20 protein-coding genes are annotated in these 21,660 nt (G+C 30.2%); 1 reads left to right on the top strand and 19 read right to left on the bottom strand.

Annotated elements, in window-relative coordinates; translation table 11 throughout:
* Positions 1 to 50: 50 nt before the first annotated feature.
* From purD to B8963_RS03585, 19 genes are all read right to left on the bottom strand, one after another.
* On the bottom strand, positions 51 to 1,322 hold the full coding sequence (purD, locus tag B8963_RS03675) for a phosphoribosylamine--glycine ligase (protein WP_084060037.1): 1,272 nt from the start codon (positions 1,320 to 1,322) through the stop codon (positions 51 to 53).
* Between the two features lie 74 nt (positions 1,323 to 1,396).
* A complete protein-coding gene (locus B8963_RS03670; RefSeq protein WP_234989604.1) occupies positions 1,397 to 2,464 on the bottom strand; it encodes an MraY family glycosyltransferase in 1,068 nt (355 codons plus the stop codon).
* Between the two features lie 484 nt (positions 2,465 to 2,948).
* Positions 2,949 to 3,701, bottom strand: a complete 753-nt coding sequence (locus B8963_RS03665; RefSeq protein WP_084060035.1) for a glycosyltransferase family 2 protein — start codon at positions 3,699 to 3,701, stop codon at positions 2,949 to 2,951.
* Positions 3,702 to 3,916: 215 nt separating this feature from the next.
* Positions 3,917 to 5,218, bottom strand: coding sequence for an O-antigen ligase family protein (locus B8963_RS03660; protein WP_084060034.1), 1,302 nt, complete (start codon positions 5,216 to 5,218; stop codon positions 3,917 to 3,919).
* Positions 5,219 to 5,234: 16 nt separating this feature from the next.
* Positions 5,235 to 5,939, bottom strand: coding sequence for a glycosyltransferase (locus B8963_RS03655; protein ID WP_084060033.1), 705 nt, complete (start codon positions 5,937 to 5,939; stop codon positions 5,235 to 5,237).
* A 1-nt stretch (position 5,940) separates the two neighbouring features.
* Positions 5,941 to 6,801, bottom strand: a complete 861-nt coding sequence (locus tag B8963_RS03650) for a glycosyltransferase (protein ID WP_084060032.1) — start codon at positions 6,799 to 6,801, stop codon at positions 5,941 to 5,943.
* Positions 6,802 to 6,804: 3 nt separating this feature from the next.
* Positions 6,805 to 7,833 carry an EpsG family protein gene (locus B8963_RS03645; RefSeq protein ID WP_084060031.1) on the bottom strand — a complete coding sequence of 343 codons (1,029 nt, stop codon included), beginning with the start codon at positions 7,831 to 7,833 and terminating at the stop codon, positions 6,805 to 6,807.
* 437 nt (positions 7,834 to 8,270) lie between these two features.
* Complete coding sequence (locus B8963_RS03640) at positions 8,271 to 9,236, bottom strand: glycosyltransferase (RefSeq protein WP_084060030.1); 966 nt, start codon at positions 9,234 to 9,236, stop codon at positions 8,271 to 8,273.
* A 5-nt stretch (positions 9,237 to 9,241) separates the two neighbouring features.
* Positions 9,242 to 9,889, bottom strand: a complete 648-nt coding sequence (locus tag B8963_RS03635; protein ID WP_084060029.1) for an acetyltransferase — start codon at positions 9,887 to 9,889, stop codon at positions 9,242 to 9,244.
* A gap of 2 nt (positions 9,890 to 9,891) precedes the next feature.
* On the bottom strand, positions 9,892 to 10,959 hold the full coding sequence (locus tag B8963_RS03630) for a DegT/DnrJ/EryC1/StrS family aminotransferase (protein ID WP_084060028.1): 1,068 nt from the start codon (positions 10,957 to 10,959) through the stop codon (positions 9,892 to 9,894).
* Positions 10,956 to 12,395, bottom strand: coding sequence for a lipopolysaccharide biosynthesis protein (locus B8963_RS03625; RefSeq protein ID WP_084060027.1), 1,440 nt, complete (start codon positions 12,393 to 12,395; stop codon positions 10,956 to 10,958). Before B8963_RS03625 ends, B8963_RS03630 begins: the two co-directional genes overlap by 4 nt.
* A gap of 195 nt (positions 12,396 to 12,590) precedes the next feature.
* Positions 12,591 to 13,445, bottom strand: a complete 855-nt coding sequence (rfbD, locus tag B8963_RS03620; protein WP_084060026.1) for a dTDP-4-dehydrorhamnose reductase — start codon at positions 13,443 to 13,445, stop codon at positions 12,591 to 12,593.
* Positions 13,446 to 13,991, bottom strand: coding sequence for a dTDP-4-dehydrorhamnose 3,5-epimerase (rfbC, locus tag B8963_RS03615; RefSeq protein WP_084060025.1), 546 nt, complete (start codon positions 13,989 to 13,991; stop codon positions 13,446 to 13,448).
* Positions 13,991 to 14,857: a glucose-1-phosphate thymidylyltransferase RfbA gene (rfbA, locus tag B8963_RS03610; protein WP_084060714.1), complete on the bottom strand. Its 867-nt coding sequence runs from the start codon at positions 14,855 to 14,857 to the stop codon at positions 13,991 to 13,993. Before rfbA ends, rfbC begins: the two co-directional genes overlap by 1 nt.
* A 19-nt stretch (positions 14,858 to 14,876) precedes the next feature.
* The gene (rfbB, locus tag B8963_RS03605; protein WP_084060024.1) at positions 14,877 to 15,920 is read right to left on the bottom strand and encodes a dTDP-glucose 4,6-dehydratase; all 1,044 of its coding nucleotides are present in this window, start codon (positions 15,918 to 15,920) and stop codon (positions 14,877 to 14,879) included.
* A 2-nt stretch (positions 15,921 to 15,922) separates the two neighbouring features.
* Positions 15,923 to 16,978: a hypothetical protein gene (locus B8963_RS03600; RefSeq protein ID WP_084060023.1), complete on the bottom strand. Its 1,056-nt coding sequence runs from the start codon at positions 16,976 to 16,978 to the stop codon at positions 15,923 to 15,925.
* Between the two features lie 5 nt (positions 16,979 to 16,983).
* Entirely contained in the window at positions 16,984 to 18,672 is a 1,689-nt protein-coding gene (locus B8963_RS03595; protein WP_084060022.1) for a DUF6909 family protein, read from the bottom strand.
* Positions 18,673 to 18,739: 67 nt separating this feature from the next.
* The gene (locus B8963_RS03590; protein WP_084060021.1) at positions 18,740 to 20,239 is read right to left on the bottom strand and encodes a GH3 auxin-responsive promoter family protein; all 1,500 of its coding nucleotides are present in this window, start codon (positions 20,237 to 20,239) and stop codon (positions 18,740 to 18,742) included.
* A 6-nt stretch (positions 20,240 to 20,245) separates the two neighbouring features.
* Positions 20,246 to 21,115: a M23 family metallopeptidase gene (locus B8963_RS03585; protein WP_084060020.1), complete on the bottom strand. Its 870-nt coding sequence runs from the start codon at positions 21,113 to 21,115 to the stop codon at positions 20,246 to 20,248.
* A gap of 205 nt (positions 21,116 to 21,320) precedes the next feature.
* Here B8963_RS03585 and tatA point away from each other — a divergent pair, with 205 nt between their 5' ends.
* Positions 21,321 to 21,512, top strand: a complete 192-nt coding sequence (gene tatA, locus B8963_RS03580) for a twin-arginine translocase TatA/TatE family subunit (protein ID WP_084060019.1) — start codon at positions 21,321 to 21,323, stop codon at positions 21,510 to 21,512.
* Positions 21,513 to 21,660 lie beyond the last annotated feature (148 nt).

Raw genomic sequence — 21,660 nt, 5'->3', positions numbered from 1 at the left:
GCTCAGTAATTTAATTACTACTATTTAGTTACTGAGCGTAATCTTTGTGATTATAAATCAAATCCTAAATCTTTTCTGTAATACATCTTATCAAATTTGAGTTTTTCAATATTTTGATAGGATATGGCTAATGCTTCTTTGTGATCCTTGCCAAAAGCGGTCACGGCTAGGACTCTTCCGCCAGAGGTAACAACCTTATTTTCTTGTAATGCTGTACCAGCATGGAAAACTGTAGCGTTAGTAATGTTTTCAAAACCTGTAATTTCTTTTCCCTTTTCATAAGCTTCAGGATATCCTCCCGATACGGCCATAACTGTAGTAGCCGTGCGTTCATCCAATTGTAAGTCGATCATATCTAAGGATTGATTCGCTACTGCTTCAAATATCTCAAGAAGATCATTTTTAATTCTAGGAATAACCACTTCGGTTTCAGGATCACCAAGGCGTACATTATATTCAATCACTTTAGGATTATTAGCAACCTTAATCAATCCTATAAAAATAAATCCTTTATAGGGTAAATTATCTTTTTTAAGGCCTTCTACGGTAGGTTTAACCACTTGCGTGTGTATTTTATCCATAAAGGCATCATTCGCAAATGGGACAGGGGATATGGCGCCCATACCACCGGTATTTAAACCAGTGTCGCCCTCACCAATACGTTTATAGTCTTTTGCTGTGGGTAGCACTTTGTAATTAATGCCATCAGTAAGTACAAAAACACTCAGTTCTATTCCGTCTAAAAACTCTTCAATGACCACTGTGGTGCTTGCATTACCAAATTTAGCATCAACCAGCATTGCCTTAAGTTCGTTTTTAGCTTCTTGTAGGTCTTTTAAAATCACCACCCCTTTGCCAGCAGCTAAGCCGTCTGCTTTTAAAACATATGGAGGTTGTAAAGTTTCTAAAAACTGAAAACCTTGCTCCAAGGTATTAGCGGTAAAACTTTGATAAGCCGCAGTTGGAATGTTATGACGCATCATAAATTCTTTTGCAAAATCTTTGCTTCCTTCAAGAGCTGCAGCAGCTTTTTGAGGCCCAATTACTGGAATATTTTTTAAATCAGCATCATTCAAAAAATAATCATGAACGCCGTTAACCAAAGGATCTTCAGGGCCAACAACTACCAATTGAATATTTTCAGAAATCACCGCTTTTTTAATAGCCTCAAAATCATTTACACCGATAGTAAGGTTGGTTGCGATTGTTGCTGTACCAGCGTTGCCGGGAGCTACAAATAATTTTGAAAGTTTAGGGCTATGTTTAAGTTTCCAAGCTAGTGTATGTTCACGACCTCCAGCTCCAAGAATAAGGATGTTCATAAAAAAAGATTTTCGCAAAAATACCTATTGATTGGGAATTATCTAAGTTTTACTGGAGAAATCCCTGTGTTCTTTTAGTTTTTGAAATCTGACTTCTTTTTTTTCAATTTTTTTAATGTTGGTTTTTCAATTTTTGTTTTTAGGCTATCTACTTTTTTTCTTAATATTATTTTTTGCTTTAATGTAGAAAAATTATAGTTGTATTTGAAAAAAACATAGCCTAGAACAATAACTACAGTAACCAACATAATTACCATTCCAATATTTTTTGCGGTACTTCCTAAAACAATAAAAAGCATAACAAATATTAAATTGAAAGTTCCGATAAGAAAACTTGCTTGTTTGTGGCTTAATCCCCAATGATCAATTAAAACATGATGCGTATGGTTTCTATCTGGTGAAAAAGGGCCTCTTTTTTGAGAAAGACGTATAGCAAACACTCTAGCAGTATCAAAAAGAGGAACAATTAAAATGCTTATGGCAATTAATGGTGCATTTTCTAACAAAAATGGAAGTTCTGTATAATCTTGAGGTTTAAGAGCTAAAAATTTTAAAGTTAATACACTTATAATAAAACCAACAATTAATGAACCTGTATCGCCCATAAAAATTTTACGATCACCGGATATATTATAGCCAAAAAAAGCCATTAAACTTGCGTTTAAAGTCAATCCGATTAACGAATAATAATATTCACCAGACAAATAAAATATTGTGGTATAAATTACCAAGATAACAATACCGACAATTGAGGCCAAACCATCAATTCCATCAATAAGATTGTAAGAATTGATTATGGTAATCATCATAAATCCAGCAATTCCTAGATATAAAAAATAAGGAATTTCATTAATGTTTAAAAATCCATTTAATGAATGGATTATAAAACCTTCATTCGCAAGAACAAAGGAAACCGCTAATGTTTGAGCTATTAATTTTGATAAAGGAGATAGAACAACTAAATCATCTTTTAGTCCAACAATAAATAATATGGTAAGACCTGGAATAATATACATTCCTTCGTCAAAAGTGCTCCAAGATTTAATAAAAAATAAAGCTATTATTAGGGTGTAAAAAAAAGCAGCACCACCTAAAGTTGGCGTTTTTCCTTTGTGCGAACTCCTGTGGTTAGGATCGTCCATAAGACGTTTGTATTCAACAAGCCTTATAATTTTAGGTATTGTTAAATACGTTAGGAGAAAAGCTCCTAAAAATAGTGTTATTGCAGATTCGAGGAAATACAAATTATATATTTTGTTTAGTGTTAAACAAAAATATCACTTATCTAGCTGCTTATCGAATAATTTTGAAAATTGTTTAACATTGTTGATATATTTAATTTACATTATTTTCCTATTCGATGTATTGTATGGGTTTATAGGAATAATAACTTCATATAATTTGAAAAAATTAAAAAGTTCCTAAACTTAAAAAGTATGACCTTCTATTTAAAATATTTTTTCTAAGACTACGCTATGAAGGATCTAACCACTTGGCAAACTAAGATTCATACAAAAATTCTTACTGGATACTAAAGTTTATTTTGGAATTGTATCGTTTTTCGAAAAACACATCAATAATTTAATCATTTATTTTCTATGGGCTTTATAGTTAAGCTCTAAAGTATTAAGTTCCAAAAAATTGTTTGATTTTTGATGTGTTTTTCAAGAATAGGGTATAAACCCCTCCAATTCCATTCTTCTTTATTGCCTTATAATCTTCTTTCGATTTTAATAATATATTTTTTAAACTCCTATTACTTGCACCTCCAATACGCATTATACTAATGATTTTAGATAAATATGCAAATTTTAAGGATTCGTCTATTAATATACGCAACATAAAATCATAATCAGCCGAAATCTTAAAGTCTAAGTTGAAGTAACCGTGTTTTTGATATACTTCTTTTTTTAAGAATAATGTAGGGTGAGCAGGCATCCATCCTTTTTTTAATAAATGCTTAGAAAATGTACAACTTTTCCAGCGACGAATGATATTTACAATATCAGTTTTAGAAACATAGTTTAGATCACCATAAACGCCATCAGCTTGTTGCGTTTTAAATACTAATACTAGTTCAGAGATAATAGTTGTTGATGCCAACATATCATCAGAATGCACAAAACCAATAATATCTCCTGTTGCTAAAGCTACCCCTTTGTTTAAAGCATCATAAATACCCGTATCGGCCTCTGAAACAAGTTTGATGTGTTTATGTTTGGCTTGATAGTGTTGTACTTTAGTTAACGTAAGGTCTTTGGAACCCCCATCTATTATAATATATTCTATGTCACCATAATTTTGACTTAAAACCGATTCCATACAAGATGTCAGGCTAGAAAAACTATTATATGTAGCTGTTATGATAGATACTTTCATTAAATATTAAAGTTTTTAATGGAATTCAATAAATGAAAAAATTAACTAAATCGTATCTTTTTTAAAGATTCTAAAGGCTCCATGAATGTAGCAAATATAATTATTCACATTTTTTTATTGGTGTACAAAAAATATAATTATGCTCTTTCATTTTAAACTTAAAAAGTTTTTTATAAATACTTATTATTGAAATTTTTAAACCAGTATATCTATGATTATTTTCTGGTTCGTTTCGATAATATATTAATATCTCCTTTGATATTTTTTAAATTAATTACTTTTATTTGATTGAAATTACTCCAACCAAATAAATTAATTAATAAACTAAAAAGTATTACTCCTGTTTGTCTTTGCAATATGTTTTCAGTAAGAAAATTGAGAATAAAAAAAATCAAAATAATTTCAAAAAGTAAATCATTACATCTTAATGCTAAATTAAAATTATATGCTAATAGGAATAAAAAAATAAAAAATCCTAATATTCCTGTTCCAAGCCAAATACTTAAATATTGGTTATGTGAATTATATTTACCAATGTATAAGACATCCGATTTATCTTCATAACAACTATTGAGATTATCTTGAACATCTCCTATGCCATAACCAAAGATCCATTGTTTTTTTAGTAAAATAATAGAACAGTCATAGATACCTTTTCTTATACTTGTGGAATTCCAAATTATTACTTTTTCGTAAGTATTTGATAAGGCAACTTCGTTGAACCTATGTCGTAAATTTGGAACATATAAAACAGCAGTAATTATTGTAGTTGATATTAGAAAAATTGTTAATATTTTAAAATAAAACTTTTGCTTTCTCTTAAATAAAAAATAAACAATTATAATGAATAAAGATATAATTGCCATTTTACTAGCTAATGCTATTATATTCAAAACTAAAATTATAACTATTGAATATAGTAAATAATTGCGTAATTTCTTACGTAAACTAAACAAGAAAAATATACTTATACTGAAAATTAGCGATGCATATATTGGATGAAGTGCTAGTAAGGGAATTGAATCAATTTCATTTCGCAAGATATCTGAACTAATTGTATATAGTGAAGTGTTATTTGTCTTGAATAAAAGATAAGACCAAAAAACAACTATAAAAATGATTGTTGTAGCAATAAATGTTATTTTGAAATATGCAATATGTTTTGATTTTATATTCAGAAAAATAAAGCATATTGGCACAAGCAATAAAGATAAGCTTGTTTCTAGTTTTTGACTTAAGTCGGAAATATTTTGAGTATAGAAACTAGAAAATAAATAACATATATAAATGCTAGTCATTATCAATGCATAAAAGCATCTTTTTTGAAATATATAATTATTTTCAGGATGATTATTTTTAAAAATACTTAGTACTGCATTCAAAACTAGAATAACAACAGGAAAGCCCTTTATACTATTAGGCAATATTGGAAAAAGGCCAAACGAAACAATTGTTAGTATTTCTACAAAACCAGAGAACTTGGTTTCGCTAATATTTTTGAATCTTTGAGTATACATTAAATCAAAATATTATTTATTTTACTATTCTCTGTAATAAGTTCTTTAAAGTGTATAATCTCATTCTGATTTTAAAAAATAAGCTATTTAAACTTGGCGCTGTACCTCTTGAAGTATTTGTATTATGACGACGATAAAATACTAATGGTTTGGAAATGATTTTGGTTTTATAGTAAAGTTCCCCAATAAGCGGTATCCAAATATCATGTGCATATAATTTTTGATTATTTGGGAATGGTAATAGCTTATTTTTCATTGTACTTCTAAAAGCTAAACATGCTCCAATATGTCTAATTTTGTAAAAATTATATAAAAAACCTCCTTGGCCTCCAGTAGCCTCATGATATGTTAATCCCGTTGGCTCTAAGATGTTATTACAAATTTCGGCATCACTAATTACGAGATCATATTTTTTTAAATAACCCATCATGATTTCAACTTTATTATCCACCCAAACATCATCTTGATCACTTAGAAAAATATATTTACCATTTGCATGAGATATTGCATTTTCAAAATTTTTAGTATATCCTTTTTCTTTCGAATTAAAGACTATCTTGATTCTTTGATCAAGATTTTTTACAACATCTAAAGTATTATCATAGGAGCCATCATCCGAAATAATTATTTCATCATTTGGGCCAAGTTGCTTGATAATTGATAATAGCTGTTCCTTGATATACTTTTCACCATTATATGTTGCAATACAAACCGAAATCATTTTATTTAATTAGATATTTAATAGTTTTATTGAAATATGCTTTATTCGTATATTTAATCTGTTTAATCAAACGTTTTATTAGACGAAGCTTATGGATATACTTTCTTTTTTTGGTGCTTGAATAAAATTGGTTTTCAGAACTAAGAATACTTTCATACCTGCTCAAAGATACATTATTCTCGAAGTTTGCAACTGATAAGTCATGCTTTATGTTTATATCAACTATGAAAATTGATTTCTTTTTTTCATAGATTGTTGTAAACAACCAAAAATCCAACATATCTAGAGGGTAATCAATTGAAAACCCTCCTATTTCTGACAAAAAGTCTACGCTTATAAGTGCGCCTGAATTTATGGCAATAATATTGTAATCAACTCTGCCTCTTACCTTCTTTGAAAGTTTTTTCATAATACCATAAGAGTTAATCTTGAAAGGGGATATTATTGTTTCATTTATATCTTGAAGGACTCGGGGAATATACCCAACAATTGAAGTATTAGAAGCATCACTTGTTTTCATTAAGGTTTGTAAGTAGTTTACTGGTAATTTAGTGTCTTGATCCAATAATAATAACCAGGTATAATTATCGTTTCGAGCTTTTGAAAGTGCATAATTATAGGCGGAACATATGCCAGGGTTGGTATAATCAGAAATATATTCAACTTCAAAAAATGTTTTATATTTTTTTAGAAATGATAAGTCAACTCTTATTGAAGAACTATTATCATACACTAGTATTGTTTTTTTAGAATTAAAATGGGTTGATGACTCAAGTAGAGATTTGAATGTTTCTGAATTTTCTAGTAATTCATTATACAAAACTAAAACAATAAGTATATTAGTATCTTGAGTAGTTAACATCTTCTAATTAAAATAAGGTTTAAATAATTCTAATCTAAAAGTCAGCAATAACAGACTAAAAAGAGATAGAATAATTATTAGGAATTTTGCATCTATTTTTTTCTTCGTCAAATATATTAACATTGGAATTAATATAATTTCAACAATGTGGAATAATTCGGAAAATCTTATTCCCAGAGCGGGGATATCAGCAAATGCTACATATAGAGAAGTGCCAATTATATAAAATTTTAAAAGAATTATAAAGTAAGCATTTTTTTTTGATAAAAATTTCCATTTCCATAAGAAAATATAACATAGAATAATGTGGATTAATTGAAGTACACTTAATACTTCAATTGAATTATTCTTAGCTAGTATAGCGTAAAATTCAAATCGTGTGCCACCTCCTTCATAAAAACTATTCACTAGACCAATTAGGGAAGAGATATTTATATTTAAATAAAACAATAGGTAAGCTACAGGTATTAAAAAGTAAAAAATGTTCTCAACTTTTTTTGTCGAGATAAAATACATAGGTAAAATAGCTATTAAGGAATAATGAGACATGGCACCAAGGAACACTAATAATAAAAACATTTTTATGTTTTGTGATCGTATATAAGGGATTGCCAACAGCAAAATTGCAGAAGCAATTGAAGTTCTTATTTGAGTCATATCATGCAGAAAGTAGAAATAGGAATAATATACGAGGATCGAACACAACCAAAAATCAGATAATTTTTTAATTGCTAGATATTTTAAACCCACGCCAAAAATCGCAAATAAGACGAAAACACCGATAACATTATTTATGGTAAATTTAATTATTAGTGAAACTACAATAAAGAAAGGTTCAAATAAAACGGGTTTTCCGGTAGTTATTAATGTATAATTTTTAACATAAGTCAAATAATCATTATCTATGTTGCCTCTAAAGCCTGCTATAACTATTAGAAAACCCATAATTAATATTAGGGTTAATTTAGGTTTTTCCTTACGGCTCAGTGTAAGAATAGACAATCCAGTAAATAGGAATATATAAAACCACATAAGTACTTTAAGGTGTTTTTTATTAGAAATTACAGGCTAATTAACCTAATTTTAATGCTATCTTTTACTGTATTCTGCCTTTAACATGGCTTTTATTAAATTTCGATTTTACTTATATTATAGCATAATCGCGGCATATGGTTATTTTATAATCCACTTATGGATTTTAATAATTTTCAGGTTAATGGCTTTAGCTTAGATGAAATAGTCCATTAAATCAGAATCAATCTAATTTTTTTTAGCTAGCTCAAGTATTTATTTGTAATTATTATTTCAATTATAAATCAGGTTATGAACATTTAAAGATATCTAATAACCTTTCGTAATTATAATGAGTTTAGTATTCAAATGTATTGGATAGTTAATAATAATGCTTTAAATTCAAAATAGATTTAATTTTTACTTGCTGTGTTTCTGAAATTAAACTTACTAATAGGCTATTTATTAATTTTCTCTTTTAAAAAAAATGCGAAACTCAAAAGTTCCTTACTTAATGGAATTCTCGAGATAAAAAATAAAATTCTATCCCTAAAATTTCTTTCATTCTTTGGAATATAAATTAATGCATTTTTTATTTCATCTTTAAGCCCCAATAAAATTATTAAAGGTAGTGTTTGACTAAAATGTCGCTTTAATACTTTTAATTTAAAGCTTTCAGGTAATTTATATTCATCTACGTAATCGAGTTGAATATCTAAAATCCCCAAAGCTCTTAAATATAGTTTGTCTTTAGATTTGGAATGACTAGCACTCTCCGGTAACATTCTATAAACCGCAGTTGTTTCTAATAATACACAAACCTTGCTTTTAGCATAAATGTCTAATAACCAAGGAAAAGTAGCATCAAGGTATGATTTTCCAAATGATGGTAAAAATTCTTTCCTTAAAACCCACGTGCATGGCGCCATATAGCCCGCGGCTAATAAAAATTCTTTAAAATCACTGTAAATAGGAAATCTAACTGGATCATTTTTAAATAGAGATTCTTCCATTTTTCCACTCAATTGATGAAGTATGTTAAAATCTGTAGCTACTAGGCCATATTCCAAATTTTCTTCTAAAAAATTAACCTGTTTTTGTAATTTTAAAGGCTCTACCCAGTAATCGTCACCTTCGCAAAAAGCAATATATTTACCATTACATTGAGATAGTGCATCGATAAAATTGGCTATCATACCTTTATTTTCCTGTTGGTTAATATATCTAATTATAAAAGATTTTGAATGCTTTTTCAATATATTTTTAACAATATCATCTGTATTGTCTGGTGAATTATCATTTGCTATTATCAATTCTATTGGAAAAGTAATTTCCTGCATTAGAACTCCTTCAATCGCTTCTTCAATATATTTTTCATGATTGTAGGTTATTAGAACAACGCTAACCATTGGCAGTACATTCATTCCTTTTAAAAATTTAAAGGTTCTAAGTTTTTGACAATTTTTGCAGGGACTCCTATTGCCATTGAATTGTCGGGTACATCTTTCGTTACTACAGCTCCCGCACCTATAATTACGTTTTTTCCAATATTAAGATTAGGTAAAATTGTACAATTAGCTCCAAGATGCGTAAATGAACCAACAGAAACTCTACCTAAAATAATAACATTAGGTGATATTTCCACAAATTCACCTATTTTGCAATCATGAGTTATAATTGCATTGTAATATATCATTGTTCCTTTACCTATTCTCACGTTATTAGAAATGTTAACACCATTAAGTATTACTAAACCTTCTCCTAATTGAATGTCATATTGGCCAATAAATGCATTTGGACTTATTGCAGATTCGAGCTTTCCCCCTAGTTTTTCAAACTTAAGAGCTATCATGTTTCGCAAGAAAGGTTTTCCAATGCCAATGGTAAATTCATTTCCATTTTTTTCAAAAAATGCTAAAACTTCTTTTTGAGTTCTCAAAATGGGATATGTATCATATAAAAGACGACCAATATCCTTATTAACATCATCGTAAAAAGCCAAGTTGATTTTCATGTTTTTTTGGTTAAAAACATCTAAAACTTCTGTAGCAAATCCTTTAGCTCCTATAATTAACATCTTTAAGAATTTATGAATTGGCAAATCATTTCTATATCTTTTTTGACTAAATCATGAGACAATGGCAAACACAATATTCGGGATGCAATATCATCTGAAATAGGCATAGTCACTTTTGGTAAAAATGGAACATTATTTAAAGAAGGATAAAAATATCGTCTAGGAAATATTTTATGACTGTTCAATTTTTTTTGAACTAATAAAAGTTTTTCCTCGTTTTGAAAAATGACTGGATAGTAACTATAATTCCAATAAGTACCTTCCCTTATTTTTAGTTTATTTAATTTATCAAAATTTAATTTCAAATCATAAAGCTCCACCACGTTCTTTCTGCTTTCCAAAATTTTATCTAAATGTGGTAATACAGCAAGCCCCATAGCTCCATGTAACTCTGAAACTTTACCATTTATTCCCAATCCATGAAATTCTAATGGCCCATTATGGCCAAAATTGTGACTATAAAACATTTTATGTCGTAGTGATTCATTCTCACAAAATACTGCTCCTCCTTCACCGGTTTGAAACAATTTAGTTGCATGGAAACTGCAAGTACTTACATCGCCATATTCAAATACACTTTTACCTTTATACCGAACTGCAAAACTATGGGCTGCATCGTAAATTACTTTTAGATTGTGTTTTTTAGCAATACGGTCTATTTCTTCTATATTACAAGGATTGCCAAACACATGCGTTGCTAAAATACAGGTTGTTTTATCAGTTATTGCTGCTTCTATTTTTGTTTCATCAATGGTGAGATATTCAGGGTGAATATCTACAAATACAGGTTTGCAATTTTCCCAAATAATAGCAGAAGTAGTAGCAACATAACTAAAAGGTGTAGTTATAATTTCACCTTGATTTCCTAGGATTTTTAAAGCAATTTGTAAAGGAATTGTCCCATTAGTCATTAAAATTATGTTGGAAACTTTTAGATAATCTTTCAAATTCTCTTCGAGCTCTAGAACTAATTCTCCTCTATTAGTTAGCCATTCATTTGCCCATATTCTTTTAAGTTGGCTAACATATTCTTCAATAGGCGGAAAAAAAGTTTTAGTTACGTTGATCATTTACGTTGAATTATATCTATTAATTCTGTTAAAGAACTTATCTTAATTAAATAGGCTGTTGATACAAAGGTAATGACCCCTGACAAAGTACCCAAAGAAAGGCGGCTGAAATCATTTAAAAAATTAAGTTGCAACAAATGGTCTATATAATAAACTACGACCCCAGTAAAAACAGCTAATATAATTATAGGTAGCAGATCTTTGATTTGTTGCCAAGCTGAATAATTTAAAAATTTACCACTATAATGGGTATTGATAAAAAAAGCAAAAATGGAAGAGATAACGCTGCCATACAATAAACCATATATTCCGTATTGCAATGAAATTAAGATCACCAAAACAACTAATATTTTCTTTATGACTTCTAATTTTAGAAATAAATCACTGCGTCCTTTTACATTCAATATTTGTAAGTTATAAGAATGTATAGGATATAGTATGCCGTTAAAACAAAGAATTTGAAAATAAGGTACGGCAGGCAACCATTTTTCTGTAAATAGAAAGCGAAATAAAGGTTCACCTAAAACTGCCATTAGAATTAAGGTTGGTGCTACCAGAAAAATGACCATTTGCATTATGCGTTTATAAATGTTTTTCAATCGTATATCATCGTTTTGTATCGCTGAAAACAGAGGGAAGGAAACTTTTGTAATGATTGAGCTAATACCTCCAACTGGTAACATTTGTAAGGTTTCAGCACGTGTATAGAATCCCACTTGAGCAGGCAAAAAAAACTTTCCAATAATAATGGCATAGGCATGTGTAAAAATAATATCTAATATTCCTGAGAACATCAGTTTTACGCCGTAGTTAAAATGTTGCTTGAATTTCTTCATGTTAAAAATCCATAAAGGACGCCATTTAGCCCAATACCACAATTGAATGGTTGCCGCTGCTGCTTGAACAATTCCACTCCAAACCAAACTCCAAACCCCATAACCATTATATGCCATAGCAATTCCAACAACGCTTCCTATAATCAAAGAAGGAATTGTTACCTTCATTTGGGTTTTGAAATCCATTATTTTCGTAAGTCTTGTAATTTGTATCGCTGAAAATGCATTGATTATAAAAGTTATACAATAAACCCTTACTATAGAAGTTAATAAATCTTGATTATAGAAACTTGCTATTAATGGTGCAGCGAAATAAATAACGAAATAGATTATAATACTTCCAGCCAAATTAAAATAAAAGACCGTTGTATAATCCTCATCGTCTAAGTTTTCAGAACGAATTAAAGATTGTGTCAATCCACTATTAATTAAGGTTGTAGCCAATCCAATAAAAATACCCAACATAGCTATTAATCCAAATTCGGCAGGTAGTAATAGTCTAGCTAGAATAAGTGATACCCCAAAACCAATAGCTTGGGTGCCGAAAAGTTGCATCGTTGACCAATAAACACCAGATAAAGCTTGATTTTTTAAAGACATTCTTTAATTAACTTGTTATGTTAAATTGGATTAGTCACGACAATTCCTTTTTTCAACAATTCTCCGTATAGGATATTTCAAAATCAAATATTTTACTATTTTTAAAGTTTTCTAGATGGGGTAAATTAATATTATTATCTAAAACTTGAATTTCCCCTTTTATCCGTTACTCAATAAGTTTGGACTCCATAGAATTCATTTTTCACTTAATTTCAATAGGCAATATTCTAATCTAGCTTTCCAATCAATTTTTTTTTCTATTCTTAACTTTAAGATGCTATATTTTGGTCGTTTTGCAGGAGTAGGATAATCTTTAGTTGTTATAGGGTTAACTTTAATTTTCGCCTGTTTTTGTTTAAATATTTCTACAGCAAAATCATACCAACTTATTCTTCCACCATTGCTATAATTTTTTATCCCATAAGATGTAGTATTATTTTTAATTAAACCCATTGTAAACTGTGCTAAATCTCTGGCGTAGGTAGGTGATCCAATCTGGTCATTAACAACGCTAATTTCATCTCTATCCTTTCCTAAACGAAGCATTGTTTTTACAAAGTTATTACCATGCTCTGAATATACCCAAGAGGTTCTAATAATGAAATAGTTAGTTAAAATATTTTGAACATATTGTTCTCCTTTAAATTTAGAGGCTCCATAATTATTTATTGGGTTTGGTTGGTCTTCTTCTGCGTAAGGAGAATCTTTAGTTCCGTCAAAAACAAAATCTGTTGAAATATGTATTAAAACAGTATTTGTAATTTTACAGGTTTCAGCAAGATATTTAACTGCTTCAGCATTTACTAAAAAAGCTTGTTCTTTTTCACTCTCCGCCTTATCTACTGCGGTATAGGCTGCACAATTAATACAATAGTCAAAGTTTTCACTTAAGAACAAAGTACTTACTTGATTTCTATTTGTGATATCTAATTGATTAGAAGTCTTGAAATCAAAAATGTACAATGGATATTCAACGGATATATCTTTTAGGCATAGACCTAATTGACCATTAGCACCTGTTATTAAAATTTTTAGTTTTTTATTAGTCATTTATAGTTTTGCTTTTTCTAAAGTAGGCAATTCTAAATCTTTTTCAGAAACTTTTATTAGTTCTTCCGACAACTGCCAATCTATATTTAAAGAATCATCGTTATATATTATACCTCCTTCCGAACTTTTATTGTAAAAGTTATCACATTTATAGAAGAATTCTGCAGTTTCACTTAAAACAGCAAAACCATGGCCAAAACCTTTTGGGATAAATAGTTGTTTTTTATTTTCAGCAGATAATTCTATTGCAAAATGTTGTCCAAATGTTGGAGATTCTTTTCGCAAATCGACTGCCACATCTAATACAGCACCACTTAACACGCGAACTAGCTTTGCTTGAGCGTATTCTCCTATTTGGTAATGAATAGCACGTATGACGCCTTTGTTTGAGAAAGACTGATTATCTTGGACAAAGAATACTTCTTGTCCAATGGCGGAATTAAATTTATTGGCATTAAAACTCTCAAAAAAATAGCCTCTATCATCTTCAAAAATATTGGGCTCTAGTATATAACAGCCTTGTAATGGGGTTTCTATTGCGTTCATTAATTTTTATTCAATATTCCTAAAAGATTTTTGCCGTAACCACTTTTCATAAGAGGTTCAGCTAGAGCTTTAAATTGTTCTTTGTTAATTAAGCCCATTTCATAAGCAGCTCCTTCGATAGCTCCAATTTTTAAACCTTGTCGTTCTTCTATTACTTCTACAAATTGTGACGCTTGCATTAAAGATTGGAATGTACCCGTATCTAACCATGCAGTACCTCTATCTAAAATACTAACACTGAGTTTATTTTTTTCTAAATAAACTTTATTTACGTCTGTAATTTCTAATTCTCCTCTCGGGCTTGGAGGAATGTTTTTTGCAATCTCTACTACTGTATTATCATAAAAATAGATACCCGGAACCGCAAAATTTGATTTTGGTTCTAGAGGTTTTTCTTCTATGCTGATTGCTTTCCCATCATCGTTAAATTCGACAACGCCATAACGTTCTGGATCATGAACCCTATAGGCATATATTATGCCGCCATCGGGGTTATTATTAGACTGTAATAATTTAGCCAATCCAGAACCATAAAAAATATTATCTCCTAATATCAAGGCTACTTTATCTTTTCCAATAAATTTTTCGCCAATTATAAAAGCTTCTGCTAATCCATTCGGCGCCTCTTGTACCTCATATTCAAATTTACAGCCGTATTTTGTGCCATCACCTAATAAATCTTCAAAAAGAGGAAGATCTTTTGGAGTAGAAATAATTAATATTTCACTTATCCCAGCATAAATTAGCGTGGAAAGGGGATAGTAAATCATAGGCTTATCATAAATAGGCATTAATTGCTTACTTACAGATAATGTTAATGGATGTAATCTAGTTCCTGAGCCTCCTGCTAAAATTATACCTTTCATACTATTTTTGATTAGTTTTTTATTGATACATCTTTGAATAATATTCCTTGTAGTCACCAGAGGTAACATTTTCTAACCATTTTTGGTTATCTAAAAACCAATCAATAGTTTTAGCCAATCCTTGTTCAAAAGTTACAGAAGGTTTCCAGCCTAGTTCTTGGTTTATTTTTGTTGCATCAATAGCATAACGTAAATCGTGACCTGGCCTATCTTTTACGTAGGTAATTAATTTTGCACTTTCTCCTGTTTTTCGATTTAACTTTTGATCCATTAACTCGCATAATAATTTAACCAAATCAATGTTTCTCCATTCATTAAATCCACCAATATTATAGGTTTCATGATTTTTTCCTTTATGAAAAACCAAATCTATCGCGGCTGCGTGATCTTCAACATATAACCAGTCACGAGTGTAATTACCATCACCATAAACCGGGAGTGGTTTATTTTGTATGATATTATTTATAAATAGTGGAATCAATTTTTCTGGAAAATGGTTTGGCCCATAATTATTGGAACAGTTTGAAATTACAAATGGTAAATTATAGGTTTCACCATAGGCTCTTACAAAGTGATCTGAACTTGCTTTGGATGCAGAATATGGAGAATTTGGATCATATGGTGTAGTTTCCGTAAAAAGCCCATTTTCCCCTAAAGAACCATATACTTCATCAGTACTTACATGGTAAAAAAGTTTTCCATCCATGTTGTCTCTCCAAAGTTCTTTTGCTGCATTTAATAAATTTACAGTCCCTATTACATTGGTCATTACAAATTCTAGAGGATTGGTAATTGATCTATCTACGTGTGACTCAGCAGCCAAATGAATAATACCATCAAATTTATATTTCTTAAAAATTGTATTAATATAAGTGGCTTCAGTAATGTCACCTTTCAGAAAAGTATAGTTGGGTAAATTTTGGATGTCTTTTAAGTTTTCAAGATTTCCGGCATAGGTCAATGCATCCAAATTAAACACTTTGTAGTTTGGATAATTATTTACAATTCTACGTACCACATGGGAACCTATGAATCCAGCACCGCCTGTAATTAAAATGTTCATCCCTATTTAATTTTATAGTTTTTAAGGTATTTATTTAATGACAATAGACCTAAGATTAGTAATATAATACTCAAAAGTATTGCAGGAATTAAAAACTTATAACTATTCAGTAATCCCTTAACTTCAACTCCTTTTCTTGGAAAGGCGGAAATCACATTCAAAATACTAGATTTATTAGCTTTTTCTTCATTCAATTCTACTAAACTAGTTTTTAGCTCTTCTAGTTTATTTACCAGAGAAAGTTCTTTGTTGTCTTGATTACCATTTTCTCCTAGGCTAATATTTGTACCTTGCATAGGCTTGTCAGCTTCTTTGAGCATGACTTTTTTGTATAAAACTTGCAAGGAATCTATTTCATTTATCTGCTTTGCGTAAATACTGTCTTGGAGTTTAATATTAATATCACTTATATCTTTCTGAAGATTGAAATAATCGTTTCTGGATATAGAATTTATAATAGAGGATTGTATTTTTTTGCCAATTTCGTTATTCGATGCAGTCAATGAAATGGTATGAAAACGAGCATCTAAAGAGTTAAAATTCTTTAGGTAAGCTTCCATATCAATCGCTTTTTGTGTGGTAGTGTCTAAACTACGAACGAATTTATCAAATAGCTGTACTTTCTGGTTTTCATCTGAATACGATTCTATTGAAAATTTTTTAATAGAACCGGCCTCTTTTAATGGAATGTCTAAAGCTTCTGCCAACGCAACAGAATCTTCTGATTTGGCTAATTCATTATAAAAATTGATATTATTGTACAATTGTTGAACGCTATTAAAATTTGGTTCAACAACCATTGTAGATAAATATTCTGGTTCTTTGTTTATATCTAAATAAATACCAATACTGAGTCCAACTATTCCTGTAATAACTAATTTTAAAAAATGCTTCTGTATAAAAAGCAGGAAGATGATTATTCCATTGAAAATGCTATTGAAAATGTTTCGAAAAATTCGAGCAATTTTTTTAAATCCATTGCCAATTACTTGAAATAATTGACCTAAATCTACTTCGTCTGAAGAGGATGATGGCGTGTTTGGAACTTGGTTACTCATGGTTATTAAGAATTATTAAAAATCTGTTCTAATATTTTGTGTGTGATTAAATAGGTTGGTTTTACCCCTGTAGTACCCAAACCTCCAGAGGCTAATGTACTTCCTGTTTCTAAAGGATTATCTGAGGCATAATACGCATATCTAACCTTAACATCTTCACGTATACTTTTTCTAATTTTAGAGGCAGATTGAATTGCTTTTTGATAATGTACACCTTCCATTTCTAATCCAATAACATTCCATGTGGAGGCATGAAAAAACTTTAAAATATCTTTATTTTGTAATGAAGTCCCTAAAACAGTAACCATTGCACCTTCTAAAACTTTTAATCCTTGGCCTTTAAAGTCGTCTGCGCACAGCTCATTTTTAAAAGGATAGTTGTCAGCGGTACCCTCGAAAATATGCGCTGATGGGATCATTAAATCACCCTTTCCACCTTCTAAAATACCCGCTTTCCCCATAATAGATAACGATTCAATATCTAAAAATACCTCTTGGTTTTTTTTAATTTTATAGGGCTTTAAGAATTCATCAATTGTCTCGTATGCTTGTTCTCCAAAGGCATAATCCATTACAAATATAATAGGTTTTTTCTCACTAGCTAGGTCTTTTGCAAAAGTGTAGCTGCTATTTTGACTAGTTAGTTTTGCTGTATCGAATATTTGAACATCAATATTAGTCCCCGAAACATCATCAATGGATATCATTCCATTCTTTTTTGCAACGGCAATAACTTTGTTGCGTAGGGCAACATTTTCCGAAGAACTTAGTTTTTCAAAAACTTCTAAAGATTGTGTGTCTGGAAATTCTTTGATTAATGCCTTTCTAGCAAACAAAGAGTTCATAACACTATGCATGTTAGCGCTTATGATATGAATTGGTCTGTTTAGTAAACCTGCTGTGCTTAATATTTCTTTTATAGCATTTGCCCAACGTTCACCATGTATATGATGTCCAAGACGTTCTCTTAGTAAAGGTGAGAAAGTAATTGCTCTTTTATCTCCGCTTAGTTCTTCTTCAATGGCTAATTTTCCTAGCCAGTAAATTATATTTAAAAAACGGTCAGGATTTTTCTTTGTTGCAAACTTTTCGTAGACTTCAATTATTTCGGCGAAAGATCTTCCTAAAATATTTGCAGTATGTATGATTGCTATTTCTCTTTCTGCTTGGGTAAGTTTAGTTTTATTAACAGCACTTTCTAATTTACCCCAATCACGAATTGTTTTCCCGGTATCTTCAATTATAACTCTTGTGGCTATTTTGTGAGCTTCAATAAATAAAAATGTAAGATGCGTTAGAATATCATAAATATCTGATCTACCTCTAGTAATTTCGATATTCATTTGCTCATCGTCAATGCGGTAGCAATTACGGCGTCTTTTTGGTGGAATTATGGCTGTAAAATGCGATTTACTATAGCCTTCATCTGAAGTTAAGTTAATGAATCTGCATTGTTCAATTCCTTCTGGCAAACGTTCTAAAACATAAATTAATCCACTTAATTCCGCTTTTTCTTCTGCAATAGTACCATAAATTTCAGGTCTTAGCTGTAAAAGTGCATTACGTAACGTTTCACCAGAAACGCCCATGGGCTTGTAAAAACCACGATTAAATAAATGGCGCATGGTAATATACAGTCGCTCTATCGCGTTTGTAGATTCTTGTGCCCTTGTAGTATTTGTTGCTTTACTCATAAAAAAAATTCTCGTAAAATTACAATTAATATTTTAGTTTTTTATTTTTCAAAAAATCTTAAAATAGTTAAGCTTCAATATAATTTTTTAGTTTATCCGCTACCGTTCTGTCATTGGATAAACGTTGAACTTTATTTTGACCCCCAAGTTTGCCAATAGATTTCATATAATATCGAAAACCATCTTGTCTAATTTTAGTAACTTTCAATGTTTGAAGAACTTTACCTGTAATTAAATCAAAATAATAACTGTTTTGTTCTTGTAAGGTCTGATCCAAGACGCTAATAAATTGATTCATATTACTTGGATTTTTTTCAAACTCAACAAACCACTCGTGATATGGAAGTTCATTTGTATTTGGGGTGATTTGAGGGGCAACGGTAAATTCATTAACACGAGCTCCTGTTGCTTCAATTGCTTTTTGCATTGCTGCTTCAACTTCTTTTCCAATTACATGTTCACCAAATGCCGAAATAAAATGTTTAATTCTTCCAGAAACAATAATCTTAAAAGGTTTTAAGGAAATAAACTGAATGGTATCTCCAATATTATATGCCCATAGACCAGCATTCGTAGAAATTATCATCACGTAATTTACGCCAATCTCCACATCTTTTAAAGTGAGTCTTGCTGCGTTTTCATTAAAGAACTCGTCAGACTTTATAAACTCGTAGAATATACCTGAATTTAAAAGTAGCAGCATTCCCTTTTCTTTTTGAGAATTCTGATAGGCAAAAAATCCTTCGCTCGCAGGGAAAAGTTCTATACTATCTACTCGTCGACCTATTAAGTTTTCAAATTTGGCTCTGTAGGGCTCATAATTTACGCCTCCATAGATAAACAGGTTAAAGTTTTTAAATAATTCACCTACTTTTTTATTGCTTTTATCATTTAATTTTTCAAAATACATTTGCACCCAAGAGGGGATACCCGCTATAACGGTCATATCTTCTTTCATGGTTTCTTCAACAATTTTATTTACCTTGGTTTCCCAATCATCTATACAATTGGTTTCCCAACTTGGTAACCTGTTTTTTTGTAAATAATTTGGCACATAATGTGCCGATATTCCTGAAAGTCGACCTAATTTAATCCCGTTTTTTTCATGTAGTTCTGGGCTGCCTTGTAAGAATATCATTTTACCATTAACAAATTCTGCATTACCAGTTTCATCAATATAATTTAGAATGGCATTTCTCGATGCTTCTATCTGGTATTTTATAGATTCTTCAGTTATAGGTATATATTTAGATCCAGATGTTGTGCCTGAAGTTTTTGCAAAATATTTTGGTTTATTGGGCCAAAGTACATTGGGAGTTCCGGCTACTACCTTTTCAATATATCCTTTTAATTCTTCATAATCACGGACTGGCACATTTCTAACAAAATCTTCATGTGATTTTATGGCGTTAAAATTATGATCTTTACCAAACTCAGTATTTTCCGCTTTTTTGAGAAGATTTAGAAAAACTATTTTTTGGGTCTGTATAGGATTATTGACCCATTTAGCGTTTTTTTTAGAAATTCTTTTCGCGAATATTTTTGCAGCTAACGATTTTAGAGACATAGAATTTTATTTAAAATCGATATAATCTTTAGGATTGGCAGGATTGGCATTACTCCATAATTCAAAGTGTAAATGAGGCCCAGTAGTTAGTTCACCCGTATTACCAACCGAGGCAATTACTTCACCAGCTCGGACAATTTCGCCTTGTTCCTTGTTGAGCGACCCATTATGTTTATACACAGACAGTAGTCCGTCTTTATGCTCTAGAATAATCACGTAGCCTGTTTCTGTGTTCCATTCGGAAAATATAACAGTACCATCAGCCACAGCTTTTACTGGAGTGCCACTCGGAGCAACGATATCAATAGCATAATGTTTTTTATTTGGATCATACTCTTGAGTTATGGTGCCATTAATTGGCGAAAACAAAATTTGATTTATATTTTTAGTACTGCGTTCAAACAAATTGTACTTATCCTCAAGAGCAACTTGTGCTCGGAGTACAGAATCTTCTTTTATTGGCGTTAAATCTATTGTTGAAGGATCTATTTTGAACTGTTCGAATAAAGAATCCCTATTAATTTTATTATTGGTAACATCACCATTTAAAACCATTCTAATATTGTCTAAATACTTATTGGTATAATTTAAAACAGTCACTAACGAATCGGTCTTGTAAGTTAGTTCTGTGGCTTGTTTTTTTAATTTAGTAGATGAATAGCCTGGTATATATTCACGTAGAGGAGTAAAGGCAATTAAAAGTGTTGTAAACGCAATAAGGCAAACTATAAAAAGTGATCCAGTAATAAATACATTTAAACGGCTAAGTTTAAAAGATATTTTTTCTTCAAAAGTATTTTCATTTAGAATAACTAAACGATATTTATGAAGCAATTTTCGCTTAATTTCTTTTCTTTTTTTTCTCTTTTTAGCCATAATTACACAAATATAAGCTTAGTATTGTATTTGAATATAGATGTTTAGAAAAATATTAAGACAACATCGTATTTATAATAAGCTTACTTAATTTACGTTATAACCTTGAAAATAGTCTTATTTTTAAAGATATTTAAGGTAAGTAAAATATTAACAGTAGGTGTAATACTTTTTTAGTAAATTTGTATTTCTAAAATATTAAATTATGATAACTTCAAATATATTCTTAGGGATGGTGGGGCCATGGCAAATAGCTGTAGTAGTGGTATTAATACTGTTACTTTTTGGCGGTAAAAAAATTCCAGAATTAATGCGTGGACTTGGAAGTGGTATTAAAGAGTTTAAAGACGCTTCAAAAGAAGACGATTCTAAAGATAAAATAGAAGAAAAAAAATAGGCATTTGGTTGCCTCAATAGATGAAAGTCCTTGATGTAATCAAGGACTTTTTTATTTTCTTAAATGTCTTAATTAAATTTCATTTGCTTGAAATGGAAGCTTATAATTAATTCAGAAAAGTATTTTTTTCGTAGAAAAGCCTAGACTT

The organism is Cellulophaga tyrosinoxydans, assembly GCF_900176415.1.
Lineage (GTDB): Bacteria > Bacteroidota > Bacteroidia > Flavobacteriales > Flavobacteriaceae > Cellulophaga > Cellulophaga tyrosinoxydans.
Note: the sequence above shows the minus strand (reverse complement) of the source record. Positions and strands in the feature narration are given on the sequence as shown.

Coding starts and splice junctions, on each gene's coding strand:
- purD (WP_084060037.1), bottom strand. CDS start 1,322: ATGAACATCCTTATTCTTGGAGCTGGAGGTCGTGAACATACACTAGCT.
- B8963_RS03670 (WP_234989604.1), bottom strand. CDS start 2,464: ATGGACGATCCTAACCACAGGAGTTCGCACAAAGGAAAAACGCCAACT.
- B8963_RS03665 (WP_084060035.1), bottom strand. CDS start 3,701: ATGAAAGTATCTATCATAACAGCTACATATAATAGTTTTTCTAGCCTG.
- B8963_RS03660 (WP_084060034.1), bottom strand. CDS start 5,218: ATGTATACTCAAAGATTCAAAAATATTAGCGAAACCAAGTTCTCTGGT.
- B8963_RS03655 (WP_084060033.1), bottom strand. CDS start 5,939: ATGATTTCGGTTTGTATTGCAACATATAATGGTGAAAAGTATATCAAG.
- B8963_RS03650 (WP_084060032.1), bottom strand. CDS start 6,801: ATGTTAACTACTCAAGATACTAATATACTTATTGTTTTAGTTTTGTAT.
- B8963_RS03645 (WP_084060031.1), bottom strand. CDS start 7,833: ATGTGGTTTTATATATTCCTATTTACTGGATTGTCTATTCTTACACTG.
- B8963_RS03640 (WP_084060030.1), bottom strand. CDS start 9,236: ATGAATGTACTGCCAATGGTTAGCGTTGTTCTAATAACCTACAATCAT.
- B8963_RS03635 (WP_084060029.1), bottom strand. CDS start 9,889: ATGTTAATTATAGGAGCTAAAGGATTTGCTACAGAAGTTTTAGATGTT.
- B8963_RS03630 (WP_084060028.1), bottom strand. CDS start 10,959: ATGATCAACGTAACTAAAACTTTTTTTCCGCCTATTGAAGAATATGTT.
- B8963_RS03625 (WP_084060027.1), bottom strand. CDS start 12,395: ATGTCTTTAAAAAATCAAGCTTTATCTGGTGTTTATTGGTCAACGATG.
- rfbD (WP_084060026.1), bottom strand. CDS start 13,445: ATGACTAATAAAAAACTAAAAATTTTAATAACAGGTGCTAATGGTCAA.
- rfbC (WP_084060025.1), bottom strand. CDS start 13,991: ATGAACGCAATAGAAACCCCATTACAAGGCTGTTATATACTAGAGCCC.
- rfbA (WP_084060714.1), bottom strand. CDS start 14,857: ATGAAAGGTATAATTTTAGCAGGAGGCTCAGGAACTAGATTACATCCA.
- rfbB (WP_084060024.1), bottom strand. CDS start 15,920: ATGAACATTTTAATTACAGGCGGTGCTGGATTCATAGGTTCCCATGTG.
- B8963_RS03600 (WP_084060023.1), bottom strand. CDS start 16,978: ATGAGTAACCAAGTTCCAAACACGCCATCATCCTCTTCAGACGAAGTA.
- B8963_RS03595 (WP_084060022.1), bottom strand. CDS start 18,672: ATGAGTAAAGCAACAAATACTACAAGGGCACAAGAATCTACAAACGCG.
- B8963_RS03590 (WP_084060021.1), bottom strand. CDS start 20,239: ATGTCTCTAAAATCGTTAGCTGCAAAAATATTCGCGAAAAGAATTTCT.
- B8963_RS03585 (WP_084060020.1), bottom strand. CDS start 21,115: ATGGCTAAAAAGAGAAAAAAAAGAAAAGAAATTAAGCGAAAATTGCTT.
- tatA (WP_084060019.1), top strand. CDS start 21,321: ATGATAACTTCAAATATATTCTTAGGGATGGTGGGGCCATGGCAAATA.